13 protein-coding genes are annotated in these 14,221 nt (G+C 68.4%); 5 read left to right on the top strand and 8 right to left on the bottom strand.

Annotated elements, in window-relative coordinates:
• Genes AAG689_RS17755 through AAG689_RS17745 form a run of 3 tightly spaced genes read left to right on the top strand, consistent with a single transcriptional unit; the run spans position 1 to position 2,471 of the window.
• Complete coding sequence (locus AAG689_RS17755) at positions 1 to 969, top strand: ABC transporter ATP-binding protein (protein ID WP_406623112.1); 969 nt, start codon at positions 1 to 3, stop codon at positions 967 to 969.
• Positions 966 to 1,961: an ABC transporter ATP-binding protein gene (locus AAG689_RS17750; protein WP_406623111.1), complete on the top strand. Its 996-nt coding sequence runs from the start codon at positions 966 to 968 to the stop codon at positions 1,959 to 1,961. Before AAG689_RS17755 ends, AAG689_RS17750 begins: the two co-directional genes overlap by 4 nt.
• 18 nt (positions 1,962 to 1,979) lie before the next feature.
• A complete protein-coding gene (locus AAG689_RS17745) occupies positions 1,980 to 2,471 on the top strand; it encodes a YbhB/YbcL family Raf kinase inhibitor-like protein (RefSeq protein WP_406623110.1) in 492 nt (163 codons plus the stop codon).
• A 52-nt stretch (positions 2,472 to 2,523) separates the two neighbouring features.
• Here AAG689_RS17745 and AAG689_RS17740 read toward each other — a convergent pair whose 3' ends face one another.
• Both AAG689_RS17740 and zwf read right to left on the bottom strand, forming a co-directional pair.
• Complete coding sequence (locus AAG689_RS17740) at positions 2,524 to 3,369, bottom strand: MurR/RpiR family transcriptional regulator (RefSeq protein WP_406623109.1); 846 nt, start codon at positions 3,367 to 3,369, stop codon at positions 2,524 to 2,526.
• Entirely contained in the window at positions 3,363 to 4,829 is a 1,467-nt protein-coding gene (zwf, locus tag AAG689_RS17735) for a glucose-6-phosphate dehydrogenase (RefSeq protein WP_406623108.1), read from the bottom strand. The genes AAG689_RS17740 and zwf overlap by 7 nt, the downstream gene beginning before the upstream one ends.
• Positions 4,830 to 4,935: 106 nt before the next feature.
• On the opposite strand from zwf, the gene tal reads away from it, so the two are divergent.
• Both tal and pgi read left to right on the top strand, forming a co-directional pair.
• Entirely contained in the window at positions 4,936 to 5,886 is a 951-nt protein-coding gene (gene tal, locus AAG689_RS17730; RefSeq protein ID WP_406623107.1) for a transaldolase, read from the top strand.
• Complete coding sequence (gene pgi, locus AAG689_RS17725) at positions 5,883 to 7,466, top strand: glucose-6-phosphate isomerase (RefSeq protein WP_406623106.1); 1,584 nt, start codon at positions 5,883 to 5,885, stop codon at positions 7,464 to 7,466. The genes tal and pgi overlap by 4 nt, the downstream gene beginning before the upstream one ends.
• Positions 7,467 to 7,560: 94 nt before the next feature.
• Here the strand turns inward: pgi and AAG689_RS17720 are convergent, their stop codons facing one another.
• The 6 genes from AAG689_RS17720 to groES all read right to left on the bottom strand — a co-directional run bounded on the left by AAG689_RS17720 (position 7,561) and on the right by groES (position 13,991).
• A complete protein-coding gene (locus AAG689_RS17720) occupies positions 7,561 to 9,693 on the bottom strand; it encodes a TonB-dependent receptor (protein WP_406623105.1) in 2,133 nt (710 codons plus the stop codon).
• Between the two features lie 76 nt (positions 9,694 to 9,769).
• A complete protein-coding gene (locus AAG689_RS17715) occupies positions 9,770 to 11,269 on the bottom strand; it encodes a PepSY-associated TM helix domain-containing protein (RefSeq protein WP_406623104.1) in 1,500 nt (499 codons plus the stop codon).
• The gene (locus AAG689_RS17710; RefSeq protein ID WP_406623103.1) at positions 11,266 to 11,556 is read right to left on the bottom strand and encodes a hypothetical protein; all 291 of its coding nucleotides are present in this window, start codon (positions 11,554 to 11,556) and stop codon (positions 11,266 to 11,268) included. Before AAG689_RS17710 ends, AAG689_RS17715 begins: the two co-directional genes overlap by 4 nt.
• Entirely contained in the window at positions 11,553 to 11,816 is a 264-nt protein-coding gene (locus AAG689_RS17705) for a hypothetical protein (RefSeq protein WP_020226875.1), read from the bottom strand. The genes AAG689_RS17710 and AAG689_RS17705 overlap by 4 nt, the downstream gene beginning before the upstream one ends.
• 191 nt (positions 11,817 to 12,007) lie before the next feature.
• Entirely contained in the window at positions 12,008 to 13,648 is a 1,641-nt protein-coding gene (gene groL, locus AAG689_RS17700; RefSeq protein ID WP_406623102.1) for a chaperonin GroEL, read from the bottom strand.
• Between the two features lie 52 nt (positions 13,649 to 13,700).
• Positions 13,701 to 13,991, bottom strand: coding sequence for a co-chaperone GroES (gene groES / locus AAG689_RS17695; RefSeq protein ID WP_406623101.1), 291 nt, complete (start codon positions 13,989 to 13,991; stop codon positions 13,701 to 13,703).
• Between the last annotated feature and the right edge of the window lie 230 nt (positions 13,992 to 14,221).

Genomic DNA, 14,221 nt, shown 5'->3' with positions numbered 1-14,221 from the left:
ATGTCATTACTAGAAGTCCAAAACCTCGTCGTCGAATTCCCCGGCCGCCGCGGCACGCTGCGCGCTTTGGACGACGTGTCCTTCTCCATCGCGCCGGGCGAGATACTCGGCGTGGTGGGCGAGTCGGGCGCGGGCAAGTCGCTCACGGGCGCGTCCATCATCGGCCTGCTGGAGCCGCCGGGGCGCGTGGCGTCCGGCCGCATCCTGCTGGAAGGCCAGCGCATCGACAACCTGCCGCACGAGCAGATGCGCCATATTCGGGGCCGGCGCATCGGCGCCATCTTCCAGGACCCGCTCACCTCGCTGAACCCGCTGTACACCGTGGGCCAGCAGCTAGTCGAGACCATCCGCACGCACCTGCCCGTGTCGGCTGCCGAGGCACGCCAGCGTGCTATTCAGCTTCTCAAGGACACGGGCATCCCGGCCGCCGAGCAGCGTGTGGACCACTACCCGCACCAGTTCTCCGGCGGCATGCGCCAGCGCGTGGTGATCGCCCTGGCGCTGGCGGCCGAGCCGCAGCTCATCGTGGCCGACGAGCCCACCACGGCGCTGGACGTGTCCATCCAGGCGCAGATCATTCAGCTGCTCAAGCACATCTGCAAAACGCGCGGCGCGGCCGTCATGCTCATCACGCACGACATGGGCGTGATCGCTGAGACCTGCGACCGCGTGGCCGTCATGTACGCGGGCCGCGTGGCCGAGATCGGCCCCGTGCACGAGGTCATCAACCATCCCGCGCACCCCTACACCGCCGGCCTCATGGCCTCCATCCCGGACATGGAGCACGACCGCGAGCGCCTGAACCAGATCGACGGAGCCATGCCGCGCCTGACCGCCATCCCCGAGGGCTGCGCCTTCAACCCGCGCTGCCCGCGCGCCTTCGCCCGCTGCCGCGTGGCGCGGCCCGACCTGATGCCCGCCGGCCCAACCCAGGCCGCCTGCTGGCTGCATGCGGAGGTGGCGGCATGAGCGCACCGCTGGTACAGGCGCACGACCTCGCCAAGACCTTCGACGTCTCCGCCCCCTGGCTCAACCGCGTCATCGAGCGCAAGCCGCGCGCGCTGCTGCATGCCGTGGACGGCGTGAGCTTCGAGATCGAGAAGGGCCGCACACTGGCCCTGGTGGGAGAATCGGGCTGCGGCAAGAGCACCGTGGCGCGCCTGCTCGTGGGCCTGTACGAGCCCACGCGCGGCGGCTTCGACTTCGACGGGCAGGACGCGCATGCCGCCTTCCAGGGCAAGGATGCGCGCGCCATGCGCCGCCGCATCCAGATGATCTTCCAGGACCCGTATGCCAGCCTGAACCCGCGCTGGCTGGTGGAGGACATCGTCGGCGAGCCGCTGCGCGAGCATGGCCTCATCACCGGCAAGGCCGAACTCAAGACCCGCGTGGGCGAGCTGCTGCAGTCGGTGGGCCTGTCCGCGCAGGACATGGCCAAGTACCCGCACCAGTTCTCGGGCGGGCAGCGCCAGCGCATCTCCATCGCCCGCGCGCTCGCCACCGAGCCAGAGTTCCTCGTGTGCGACGAGCCCACCAGCGCGCTCGACGTATCGGTGCAGGCCCAGGTGCTCAACATCATGAAGGACCTGCAGCGCCAGCGGCACCTGACGTACCTCTTCATCAGCCACAACCTCGCCGTGGTGCGCCACGTGAGCGACCAGGTCGGCGTGATGTACCTGGGCCGCCTGGTGGAGCTGGCCGACAAGCAGGAGCTGTTCAGCCGCCCGCGCCACCCCTACACGCGCATGCTGCTCGATGCCATCCCCAAGATGCACGACACCGGCCGCGCGCGCACGCCCGTGCAGGGCGAGGTGCCCAACCCGCTCAACCCGCCGCCCGGCTGCGCATTCAACCCGCGCTGCCCGCACGCCAACGACCGCTGCCGCACCGAGCGGCCGCAGATGCTGGAGGCGGGCGGCGCCCGCGTGGCCTGCCATGCCGTGCAGGAAGGCCGCCTGTAAACCCGAAAGGAGAACGCCATGACCTTCACCCTCACCAGCCCCGACATCGCCGACGGCAGCACCATTGCCCAGAGCTTCGAGTTCGACTCCTTCGGCTGCACCGGCGCCAACCAGTCGCCCGTGCTGCGCTGGAGCGGCGCACCCGAGGGCACCAAGAGCTTCGCCGTGAACGTCTACGACCCCGACGCGCCCACGGGCTCGGGTTTCTGGCACTGGTACGTGATCGACATTCCCGCCAGCGTGACCGAACTGGGTGGCAACGCCGGCGCCAAGGGCGGTGCTCACCTGCCCGCGGGTGCGCGCCAGATCCGCAACGACTACGGCATCTATGCCTGGGGAGGCATGTGCCCGCCGCCCGGCGACAAGCCGCACCGCTACATCTTCACGGTGCATGCGCTGTCGGTGGAGCGCATCGACGTGCCCGACGACGCGCCTGCCGCGCTCACGGGCTTCATGGTCAACGCCAACACGATCGCCAAGGCAAGCTTCACCGCTACCTACGGACGTTGAGGGTCAAATCGGGCTCCAGCGCTTATCCATCAAGCGCTGGAAGCTATCATTTTCAAGTGTAGCGCTTGGCCCGCAGGTTGTTCTTCATCTGCTGCAGCACCGGCTGCAGTGGCTCGCCGATGCGCAGCGCCACGCAGGTGGCCAGCACGTCGATGACCAGCAGGTGCAGCAGGCGCGAGACCATGGGGCTGTAGCGGTCGTAGCCCTCGGGGTGGTCGGCGGCCAGGTGGATCTGGCAGGTGTGGGCCAGGGGCGAGCCGCTGGCGGTGATCGCGATGGTCGTGGCGCCGTTCTTGCGCGCGATGTCGGCTGCGTCCATCAGGTCGCGCGTACGGCCCGAGTTGCTGATGATGACCGCGCAGTCGCCGGGCCCGAGCAGCGTGGCGCTCATCACCTGCATATGGCCGTCGCTGGTGCTGATGCTGGTGATGCCGAGGCGGAAGAACTTGTGCTGCCCGTCCTGCGCCACGATGCCGGAATTGCCAGCGCCGTAGAACTCGATGCGCCGCCCCGTCTGCCACGTGGCGGCGATGGCGCTCGCCGCCTGCTCCAGCGCGGCGGTGCTGGCGGCGTTGCGGTACTGCAGGAAGGCGGCGACGGCGTTGTCCACCACCTTCACCAGCACGTCGCCGGTCTTGTCGTCGGCGTCCACGCTGCGGTGGATGAAGGGCACGCCCTCGCTCACGCTGCCCATGAGCTTGAGCTTGAAGTCCGCCAGCCCGTCGTAGCCCATGCTGCGGCAAAAGCGCACCACGGTGGGCTTGCTCACGTGCGCGCGCGCGGCCAGTTCGCGCACGGGCAGGTGCGCGAAGGCGCGCGCGTCCTGCAGCACGAGCTGGGCGACGCGCTGCTCGGCGGGCGCGAGCGAAGGCAGCGATGCAGTGATGCGGTCTAGCATTCTTCGATCCAGGTGTTGCCGTCGCGGGCCACCAGGGTGCTGGCGGCGCTCGGCCCCCAGCTTCCGGCGGCATAGGGGCGCGGGCCTTCGCCACGCTCGTCCTGCTCGCGCCAGGTTTGCATGATGGGCTCCACCCAGCGCCAGGCGGCCTCCTGCTCGTCGGCGCGCACGAAGAGATTCAGCCGTCCGGCGATCACGTCGAGCAGCAGCCGTTCGTAGGCGCCCACGCGCTCGGCGCCGAAGCGCTGCTCGAAGTCCAGGTCGAGCTGCACCGGCGCCAGCGCCTGCACGGCCGCCGCGCCGCGCTTTTCCTGCGCGGCGAACAGGTGCAGCGCCACGCCGTCGCGCGGCTGCAGGCGGATCACCAGGCGGTTGGCTGCGCCCAGCGGCGTGCGGTAGATGGGATGTGGCGTCGGGCGGAAATTGATGGCGATGTGCGCCTCGCGCGCCGCCAGGCGCTTGCCGGTGCGGATGTAGAAGGGCACGCCGGCCCAGCGCCAGTTGGCGATCCCGGTGCGCAGGGCGACAAAGGTCTCGGTGGTGCTGCCGGGGGCGACCCCGTCCTCCTCGCCGTAGGCGCGCACCTGGCCGCCCGCGAGCTGGCCGGCCGTGTACTGGCCGCGCACCACGCCCTGGGCCAGCGTGGCGGGCGTCCAGGGCGAGAGCGAGCGCAGCACCTTGAGCTTCTCGTCTCGGATCGCGTCGGCATGGGCGTTGATGGGCGGCTCCATGGCGATCGCGCACAGCAGTTGCAGCGCGTGGTTCTGCACCATGTCGCGCAGCGCACCCGTGCCGTCGTAGAAGGCGCCGCGCTTTTCCACGCCGAGCTGCTCGGCCATGGTGATCTCGATGCTGGCGACCGTCTCGCGGCGCCACAGCGGCTCGAACAGCGCGTTGCCGAAGCGCAGCGCCAGCAGGTTCTGCACCGAGGGCTTGCCGAGGTAGTGGTCGATGCGGAACACCTGCCGCTCGTCGAACACGCCGCGCACGGCGGCGTTGATGGCGCGGTTGGATGCCAGGTCGTGCCCCAGCGGCTTTTCCAGCACCACGCGCGTGGCGGGCGTGGCCAGGCCCGCGGCGCCGATCTGCTCGCAGGCGGTGGTGAACAGGCCTGGCGCGGTGGCGAGGTACATCACCACCGTCTCGGCACCGCGCGCCTCCAGCTTGTCCTTGAGCAGCTGGTAGTCGGCGGGCGCCGAGAGATCCATGCGCTGGTATTCGAGCAGCGCGGCGAAGCGCTCGAACTCCTGCGCGCTCGGGCGTTTCTCGCCCTCCACGACGGCCAGGCGGCTGCCGATGAGCGCGCGGTAGTCGGCATCGGTCAGCGCGTCGCGCGCCACGCCGACGATGCGTCCGCCTGGCGGCAGCGAGCCGTGGCGCCAGGCCTGGAACAGGGCGGGAAGCAGCTTGCGCCAGGCCAGGTCGCCCGTGCCGCCGAAAAGTACGAGGTCGAAGCTCATGGCGAACAATGTTACCGAGTTTCATCCGCGGCCCCGGCCGACAGGGACCATGCTGCTCCCGCGCATACACTCCGGCTATTGGCCTGCATTTTGAGAGGACTTTTCCTTGAACCAACTCGACGCGCTCAAACAGTTCACCACCGTAGTGGCCGATACCGGCGACTTCAAGCAGCTGGCCCAGTTCCAGCCGCAGGACGCGACCACCAATCCGTCGCTGATTCTCAAGGCCGTGCAGAAGCCTGAATACGCGCCGCTGCTCCAGGACTGCGTGACGCGCTTCCACGGCCGCGACATCGGCGAGCTGATGGACCGGCTCATCGTGCGCTTCGGCTGCGAGATCCTCTCCATCATCCCGGGCCGCGTGTCCACCGAGGTCGACGCGCGCCTGTCGTTCGACACCGCCGCCACCGTGGCGCGCGCCGAGCGCATCGTGGAGCTGTACCAGGCCGAGGGCATCCATATCGACCGCGTGCTCATCAAGATCGCCTCCACCTGGGAGGGCATCGAGGCCGCGCGGCTGCTGGAGGCCAGGGGCATCCACACCAACCTCACGCTGCTGTTCTCGTTCGCCCAGGCCGTGGCCTGCGGGCAGGCCAAGGTGCAGCTCATCTCGCCCTTCGTCGGCCGCATCTACGACTGGTACAAGAAGCAGGCCGGCAGCAGCTGGGACGACGCCGCGATGGCCGGCGCCAACGACCCCGGCGTGCAGTCCGTGCGGGCCATCTACAACCACTACAAGCACTTCGGCATCGCCACGGAGGTGATGGGCGCGAGCTTCCGCAACACGGGCCAGATCGTGGCGCTGGCGGGCTGCGACCTGCTGACCATCGCGCCCGAGTTGCTGACCCAGCTCGCCGCCAGCGAGGCGCCCGTCGCGCGCGTGCTCGACCCCGAGGCCGCGCGCCGCGTGGCCATCGAGCCCGTGCAGTACGACGAGGCGGGCTTCCGCTACGCGCTCAACGCAGACGCCATGGCCACGGAAAAGCTCGCCGAGGGCATCCGCGCCTTCGCGGCCGACGCGGCCAAGCTCGAACAGCTGATGCAAGCCGCCGCATGAGCTACACGGACCCGCGCACGCGCTGCGACCGCACGGATGCCTGGGGCCAACTGCGCACGCACTACGAGCGCGCAGGCCGGGACTTCGACGTGCGCGACGCCTTCGCCGAAGACCCGCAGCGCGTGGAGCGCTTCAGCCAGCAGGCGCCCCACGTGTTCGCGGACCTGTCCAAGAACCGCATCGACGCGCCCACCGAGGCGCTGCTGGTGCAGCTGGCGCGCGAATGCGGCCTGCCGGCCTACCGCGACGCCATGTTCGCGGGCGCGCCCATCAACAACACCGAGCAGCGCGCGGTGATGCACTGGTTGTTGCGAAAACCGGCTCCAGCGCAGGCAGGACAAGCGCAGGCAGCTACGAATGTAGTAGCGGAGGGCCTGCGCGACGTGCACGCCACGCTGGACGCCATGCTGCGCATCGCCGAGCAGGTGCGCCAGGACGACGCCATCACCGACATCGTGAACATCGGCATCGGCGGCTCCGACCTCGGGCCCGCGATGGCGGTGAAGGCGCTCGACGACCTGCGCCCCCCGGCCAAGCGCCTGCACTTCATCTCCAACGTGGACGGCATGGAGCTGGGCAGCCTGCTGCGCACGCTGCGTCCCGAGAGCACGCTGTTCCTCATCGCCTCCAAGACCTTCACCACGCTGGAGACGATGACCAACGCGCAGGCCGCGCGCGACTGGTTCACGTCCCAGGGCGGCACCGACGTGGCGCGGCACTTCTACGCGCTCACCACCCACCTGGAGGCGGCGGCGCAGTTCGGCATCACCACCACGCTGGGTTTCTGGGACTGGGTGGGCGGGCGCTACTCGCTGTGGTCGGCCATCGGCCTGCCGATCGCCATCGCCATCGGCGCGCCGGCCTTCCGCGAGCTGCTGGCGGGCGCGCACGCGATGGACGAGCACTTCCGCACCGCGCCGCTCGAAGCCAACCTGCCCGTGCGCCTGGGCCTGCTGGACGTGTGGTACCGCAACTTCCACGGCTTCACCAGCCGCAGCGTGGCGCCCTACAGCCATGGCCTGCGCCGCCTGCCCGCGTACCTGCAGCAGCTGGAGATGGAGAGCAACGGCAAGGGCGTGGACGCGCAGGGCGCCGCGCTGCCCTATGCCACCGCGCCCGCCATCTGGGGCGAGCCGGGCACCAACGGGCAGCACGCGTTCTTCCAGATGATCCACCAGGGGCCGGACGTGATCCCCGTGGAGTTCATCGCGCTGCGCGAGCCTGGGCGCGATCTGCCCGGCCAGCACCCGCGCCTGGTGGCCAACGCGCTCGCGCAGGCGCGCGCGCTCATGGTGGGCCGCGCCGACGCGGGCGGCCACCGCGCGTTCTCCGGCAACCGGCCTAGTACCTTCCTGGTGCTGGAGCGGCTGGATCCGGCCAGCCTGGGGGCGCTGATCGCGCTGTACGAGCACCGTGTGTTCGTGGCCGGCGCCCTCTGGGGCATCAACAGCTTCGACCAGTGGGGCGTGGAACTGGGCAAGGTGGTGGCCAAGGACATCGAGCCGCGCCTGGGCCATGGCGGCGTGGAGGGGCTGGACCCGTCCACCGCCGCGCTGGTGCAGAAACTGCAAGCCAAATAGGCCTCTAGCGATTGCTGGTAAAGCGCTGGCAGCTATCGATACAGAAGCAAAAAGGCCGGTCGCAAGACCGGCCCTTTTTTTGCAGTGCCGCAGGTCAGAACGACACAGTGGCCGACAGCTTGAAGGTGCGCGGCGCGCCGGGCATCACGAAGCCGTCGCCGAAGGTGCCGATCCAGTACTTTTTGTCGGACACGTTTTCCACGCTGGCGTTGAAGCGCACGGGCGTGGCGCCGAGCTGGGTGGCGTAGCTGGCGTTCAGGTCCAGGCGGTTCCAGGACGGCATGCGCAGGCGGTTGCCCGAGTCGGACCACTGCGAGCCGGTGTGGATCACGCGGCCGCCTACCTTCAGGCCCTGCACGGGCGTCTGCCAGTCCATGCCGATGCGCACGCGCCATTCGGGTGTGCCGAAGGTGTCCTTGCCGGTGTTGCGCTGCTCGGACTTGATGTGGGTGATGCCGCCCAGCAGCGACACGGTTTGCGCCACCTGTCCGTACATGCTCCACTCCAGGCCGCGCAGGCGCTGCTCGCCGTCGTCCACCAGGGTGGGCAGGGGGGCCCCGTTGTTGCTGATGAACGAGGGCCGCTTGATCTCGAAGGCGCTGACGGTGTGCGTGAGCGCGCCGGTCTGCACCTTCACGCCCAGCTCCATCTGCTTGGTCTGCTTCGGCGGCAGGGCCTCGCCCGTGTTGGTGTAGCCCACGCCCACGATCTGGCCCGGCTCCAGCCCTTCGGTGTAGTTGCCGAACAGCGAGAGGTCGTCGCCCCAGGGGCGCACGACGGCGGCGATCATCGGCGAGAAGCGGCTTTCGCTGTAGTTCGACAGCGGCATCTTCACGGTCTGGTGGCGGCCGCCCACGGTCAGCAGCACCTTCTCGTCGGCGAAGCCCATGGTGTCGGCCACGGCCAGCGAACGGTATTCATTCTGGGTGGTGTAGTCCTTCCAGACGGGCGCGGAGGGGAAGTTGGGAACCACCGGGTCGTACATGTTGGTGGTGTAGCAGTAGTTGCAGGCCGTGTTCACGGTCCCTTCCTTGTGCTTGAGGATGTTGGCCGACACCTGCAGGCGGTGGCGGACAGCGCCCGTGTCGAACTTGCCGATCATGCCGGCCTCGGCCGTGCGGCGCTCGGACTTGGTGTGCACGTTGTAGATGGCGCCGCGCGTGGTGCCGTCCGCGCCGGTGACGAAGGCGCGGGTGCCAAACAGCAGGCCCTGGCCCTCGGCCTCGGAGCCGCCCACCGCGAAGTAGCCCTGCCAGTCCTGCGTGAAGTCGAACTCGGCGCGGGCCAGTGCGCCGCTGTTCTCGTACTCGCCGTGCGTGCCGCGGAACATGTTGGTGTCGCCCTCGGGCGGGGCCAGCAGGCGGCCCACGCCGGGGATGGCCGCGTTGCCCAGGAAGTTGAACATGCCAGGGCTGCCGTTGTCGATCTTGTTGACGCTGTTGTACAGGTCGAGCGAGAAGCGGGCGCGGTCGCCCACGTAGTCCAGCGCCAGCGCGCCGACACGGCGGGACTGCTCCTCGTCCTTGGCGCCCATGTCGCCGGAGCCGTAGACGCCGTTGAAGCGGATGCCCAGGCGCTTTTCCTCACCGAAGCGCTTGCCCACGTCGGCATGGGCCTGGAAGTAGGACTTCGACCCGTAGGTCACGGTCAGGTCGGCGATGGGCTGCGCCAGGGCGCGCTTGGTCACCATGTTGACGGTGCCCGCCACGCTGGACAGGGGCGGCATGCCCGAGAGCAGCACGTTGGGGCCGCGCAGCACCTCGATGCGCTCGAACATCTCGACCGGCACCGAGTTGGCCGGGGCGATGCCGTACAGGCCGTTGGTGGCGATGTCCATCGCCGTCATGTCCAGGCCGCGCAGGTTGAAGTTCTGCAGCAGGTGATTCTTGTTGGTGGTGAAGACGACGGCGGAGTCGTTCTCCAGCACGTCCTGCAGCGTGAGGGCCGACCAGTCCTCGGCCAGCTCGCGCGTGTAGGCGTTGACGTGCACCGGCGCTTCCATGATGGACGTGGCGCCCAGGATGCCCAGGCGCGCACCCGATGCAGCCTTGTTGCCGGGTGCGCGCACGGGCAGGTCTTCGCGCTCGTACTTGCTGCGCACGGTGACCGTGGGCAGCGTGGTCTCGCCTTGCGCGGGGGCGGTCTGGGCGGCGGCGCCGGCGCTGATGGCGATTAGCGCCAGGGCAATCGGAGTGCGCCGCAGCGTGCGGCAGGTGATGGCGGGCATGGATGCTTCCTGTTGTGAATGATGGTGTTGCAAATGAAAATAGCTCGCATTCTAATGGTGTTGCAACAGGTAACCGCTACCGTTGCCGCCAGCCCACCCATGCGAAGAACAGCGCCAGCAGCGCGCACACCGCGCCCAGCAATACGCCGTCGGGCCCGGGGCGCAGCACGGCGGCCAGCGGCACCAGCGCGTTGCACAGCGCCGTGAACCACAGCAGGCCACGCGCAGCCTGCGCAGTGCCGCGCCAGAGGGCCCAGGCGATGCAGGCGGCGAACAGACCGTAGAACGCGCCCTGGTGCAGCGTGTCCAGGTCGCTGACCACGGGCGCCAGCCAGTGCGCCAGCGCCAGCGTGGCGGGCAGGGCGGCGGCGCAACCCAAGCTCACGCCCAGCGTGAGGGCGGAGACGACGCGCACGTGGCGCGGGCGTTCCATGGCCGGCCCATCCTGCGGCTTGCGCGCGCGCTTGGTGCGCGTCTCGATCCACAGCAGGTTGCCGGTGTAGAACAGCAGCGCGCCCGACAGGCCCAGCAGCACGTAGAGGATGCGCACCGTGTCCCCGCCGTAGCTGCCGAAGTGCAGCGAGAACAGGCTGCTGAGCAGCGCGCTCGACGCGTGGCCGCTTTCGCCCGGCACGTAGGTGCGGTCGTAGATCTCGCCCGTGCGCAGGTTCACGAAGGCCAGGCCGTAGCGCGAAGCGCGCTGGAAGTTCCGCTCGTCGATACCGCCCACGGCGGCCACGGCCCCGCCGGGCTGGACCACGTAGTCCAGACCCAGGGGCTGGAAGTGCGGGGCCTGCTCCTGCACGCGGCGCTTGATCTCGCTGGGCGGCAGCCAGTCGGCGCGGGCCGCCAGCGGCCGGGGCACGCTGTCGCGCGCCACCGTGGCGCTCAGGCCGTCCCGGTAGATGAACTTGTCCTGCGCGAGGTAGACCATGTCGTGCAGGCCGAACACGGCGGCGCTGAAAGCGATGACCAGGTGGAACGGCAGGCTGGCCACGCCCAGCAGGTTGTGCACGTCCAGCCACATGCGCTTGAGGTTGGCGCCCAGGCGCAGGTAGAACAGGTCCTTCACCAGCGACGGCAGCAGCACCACGATGCCCGACACCAGCGCCAGCCCGTAGGCCAGCGAGACGAGGCCGATGACCGGCTCGGCCACCTCCAGCGGAATCGGCAGGCCGCCCTTGCGGTGCAGGTAGTCGACGAAGTTGCCGCTGGTGTCGTCCTCGCGCGGCGCATCCATGCGGCGCAGCTGGCCGTCGCTGCCCAGCTGCCACCACACCGCGTCCTGGCCGCGCTCGAGCTGCGCCAGCGCGGGCTGGGCGTTGTCGGGGCCGGGAAAGCGCAGGCGCACGCGGCCTTTCACGTCGGGGTGGGCATCGAAGAAGGTGGCGGCCAGCGCGTCGCCGTCGTTGCTCACCGCGCTGGATGCGGGCGCGGGCGGCTGCGTCCAGCGGGTGATCTCGGCCTCCAGCATGGAGAAGGCGCCCGCGTAGAAGGCGATGTACAGCACCAGCCCGCAGAGAATGCCGACCCAGGTGTGGACGGCCAGGTAGTCCTTGACGGTCTGCGCCTTCATTGCAGCACCTTCCAGGCGGCGAAGGCCGCCACGTTGGCCAGCAGGAAAGCGGCCGCGCACTGCTTGCGGCTTTGTGCCAGGAAGGCCACGCACGGCGCGGCGCACCACAGCAGCACCGCCAGCCACATGGCGATCTGGTCGCGCACCGGCAGATAGGCGGGCAGCAGGCCACCGTACATCAGCAGCCAGCTCAGCCACAGCGCCAGCGGAAAGCCGAGGAGAAAGCCCGTAAAACCCTTGAACAGCAGGTGGCGCGGCGCGGCTTTGTCGTGGGCGCCGCGGCTCATCGGGCGGCCGCCTTGGCGGTGCGGCGGCGCGCGGCCTGCCACCAGCTCAGGCAGGGCAGGACCAACATGGCCACGCCCAGCACCAGGGCAGTGGAGGTCGCCAGGCCCAGGCCGCCGGCCTGCGTCTGCCACACGGCCAACAGCAGCACCATCAGCCCCAGCACCGTGCCGCGCCAGCCCTGGAGCGGCCCCTCAACGCGGGGCGTGGCGCACAGAAACAGCCCGCCGCAGACGGCGGCCAGCAAGATACCGATCCACATGGAAGCAATCCAGAACAATAATGAGAATGGATATCAATTTTACATACAAATCATTACTGGCCGATGTGGAGGTCGTGGGCGAAAAGAGCCATCAGCGCTTGTCCATCAAGCGCTGGCAGCTATCAAAACCATAGAAAAAGCCCCGCAGGCTTGCGCACTGCGGGGCTGGTTTGCCCGGGCGAGCGGGAGGCTTACATGCCCATGCCGCCCATGCCGCCCATGTCGGGCATGCCGCCGGCAGCGGGGGCTTCGTCCTTCGGAGCCTCAGCCACCATGGCTTCGGTCGTCAGCAGCAGCGAGGCCACGGAAGCGGCGTTCTGCAGGGCCGTGCGGGTCACCTTGGTCGGGTCCAGGATACCCATTTCCAGCATGTCGCCGTAGGTGTCGTTGGCGGCGTTGAAGCCGTAGTTGCCCTTGCCGTTCAGCACGGCATTGACCACCACCGAGGGCTCGCCACCGGCGTTGGCCACGATCTCGCGCAGGGGCGCTTCGATGGCCTTGAGCACCAGCTTGATGCCGGCGTCCTGCTCGGCGTTGTCGCCCTTCAGCTCGCCGATGGCTTGCTTGGCGCGCAGGAAGGCCACGCCGCCGCCGGCCACGATGCCTTCTTCCACCGCAGCGCGGGTGGCGTGCAGGGCGTCTTCCACGCGGGCCTTCTTTTCCTTCATCTCGACTTCGGTGGCAGCGCCTACCTTGATGACGGCCACGCCGCCGGCCAGCTTGGCCACGCGCTCTTGCAGCTTCTCGCGGTCGTAGTCGCTGGTGGCTTCCTCGATCTGGATGCGGATCTGCTTGACGCGCGCCTCGATGTCAGCGGCAGCGCCGGCGCCGTCGATGATCGTGGTGTTTTCCTTGCCGATCTCGATCGTCTTCGCCTGGCCCAGGTCGGCCAGCGTCACTTTCTCCAGCGACAGGCCCACTTCCTCGGCGATCACCTTGCCGCCCGTCAGGATGGCGATGTCTTCCAGCATGGCCTTGCGGCGGTCGCCGAAGCCAGGCGCCTTCACGGCCACGACCTTCAGGATGCCGCGGATCGTGTTCACCACCAGCGTCGCCAGGGCTTCGCCTTCGACTTCTTCAGCGATGATCAGCAGCGGGCGGCCGGCCTTGGCGACTTGCTCCAGCGTGGGCAGCAGGTCGCGGATGTTGGACACCTTCTTGTCGTACAGCAGCACGAAGGGGTTGTCCAGGACGGCGGACTGCTTCTCGGGCTGGTTGATGAAGTAGGGCGAGAGGTAGCCGCGGTCGAACTGCATGCCTTCCACGACGTCCAGCTCGTTGTCCAGCGACTTGCCGTCTTCGACGGTGATCACGCCTTCCTTGCCCACCTTGTCCATCGCGTCGGCGATGATCTTGCCCACGGACTCGTCGGAGTTCGCGGAGATGGATCCGACCTGGGCGATTTCCTTGGAGGTGGTCGTGGCCTTGGAAGCCTTCTTCAGCTCTTCCACCAGGGCCACCACGGCCTTGTCGATGCCGCGCTTGAGGTCCATGGGGTTCAGGCCGGCGGCCACGTACTTGGAGCCTTCGCGCACGATGGCCTGGGCCAGCACGGTGGCGGTGGTGGTGCCGTCACCGGCGATATCATTGGTCTTGGAGGCCACTTCCTTCACGAGCTGGGCGCCCATGTTCTGCAGCTTGTCCTTCAGTTCGATTTCCTTGGCCACGGACACGCCGTCCTTGGTCACCGTGGGGGCGCCGAACGAGCGCTCCAGCACCACGTTGCGGCCCTTGGGGCCCAGGGTCACCTTGACCGCATTGGCCAGGATGTTCACGCCTTCGACCATGCGAGCGCGGGCTTCGCCGCCGAAAACTACGTCTTTTGCTGCCATTTCAATTCTCCAGATTCAGTAAACAGGGAAGGGATGAAGAAGTGCCGAAGGCTTACTTCTCGACGACCGCGAACAGGTCGTCTTCCTTCATGACCAGCAGTTCGTCACCATCGACCTTCACGGTCTGGCCGCTGTACTTGCCGAACAGCACGCGGTCGCCGACCTTCACGTTCAGGGCGATCAGGTCGCCCTTGTCGTTCTTGCGGCCGGGGCCCACGGCCAGCACTTCGCCTTGATCGGGCTTCTCGGCAGCGTTGTCGGGGATCACGATGCCCGAGGCGGTCTTGGTTTCGTTTTCCAGGCGCTTGACGATCACGCGATCGTGCAGGGGGCGAAGGTTCATTGCATCTCTCCTAGAGGACAAAAGGTTTACGACTATCGACAACGCGCCCGCGGGGGCGGGCGCTTCGGAACCCGGCAGAGAGGTGTTAGCACTCATCTGCAGCGAGTGCTAATGATACGGGCGTTCTGGGTGTTTTCAAGGCCCGGACGCCCGAAATCTGTGCGCAACGCACCGCATTTACAATCCTGGAGCCTCGGGAAACCGTGCCGAGGCACACTTGAGATCGGGGG

Source organism: Acidovorax sp. SDU_ACID1 (assembly GCF_045291395.1).
Taxonomy (GTDB): Bacteria; Pseudomonadota; Gammaproteobacteria; order Burkholderiales; family Burkholderiaceae_C; genus MR-S7.
This window is presented reverse-complemented; position numbering and strand designations above follow the sequence as displayed.

What these genes read in the sequence shown, in the direction of transcription:
- AAG689_RS17750 (WP_406623111.1), top strand. Translation starts at nt 966, where the DNA reads ATGAGCGCACCGCTGGTACAGGCGCACGACCTCGCCAAGACCTTCGAC.
- AAG689_RS17710 (WP_406623103.1), bottom strand. Translation starts at nt 11,556, where the DNA reads ATGAGCCGCGGCGCCCACGACAAAGCCGCGCCGCGCCACCTGCTGTTC.
- AAG689_RS17705 (WP_020226875.1), bottom strand. Translation starts at nt 11,816, where the DNA reads ATGTGGATCGGTATCTTGCTGGCCGCCGTCTGCGGCGGGCTGTTTCTG.
- AAG689_RS17740 (WP_406623109.1), bottom strand. Translation starts at nt 3,369, where the DNA reads ATGCTAGACCGCATCACTGCATCGCTGCCTTCGCTCGCGCCCGCCGAG.
- groL (WP_406623102.1), bottom strand. Translation starts at nt 13,648, where the DNA reads ATGGCAGCAAAAGACGTAGTTTTCGGCGGCGAAGCCCGCGCTCGCATG.
- groES (WP_406623101.1), bottom strand. Translation starts at nt 13,991, where the DNA reads ATGAACCTTCGCCCCCTGCACGATCGCGTGATCGTCAAGCGCCTGGAA.
- AAG689_RS17755 (WP_406623112.1), top strand. Translation starts at nt 1, where the DNA reads ATGTCATTACTAGAAGTCCAAAACCTCGTCGTCGAATTCCCCGGCCGC.
- pgi (WP_406623106.1), top strand. Translation starts at nt 5,883, where the DNA reads ATGAGCTACACGGACCCGCGCACGCGCTGCGACCGCACGGATGCCTGG.
- AAG689_RS17745 (WP_406623110.1), top strand. Translation starts at nt 1,980, where the DNA reads ATGACCTTCACCCTCACCAGCCCCGACATCGCCGACGGCAGCACCATT.
- AAG689_RS17720 (WP_406623105.1), bottom strand. Translation starts at nt 9,693, where the DNA reads ATGCCCGCCATCACCTGCCGCACGCTGCGGCGCACTCCGATTGCCCTG.
- AAG689_RS17715 (WP_406623104.1), bottom strand. Translation starts at nt 11,269, where the DNA reads ATGAAGGCGCAGACCGTCAAGGACTACCTGGCCGTCCACACCTGGGTC.
- zwf (WP_406623108.1), bottom strand. Translation starts at nt 4,829, where the DNA reads ATGAGCTTCGACCTCGTACTTTTCGGCGGCACGGGCGACCTGGCCTGG.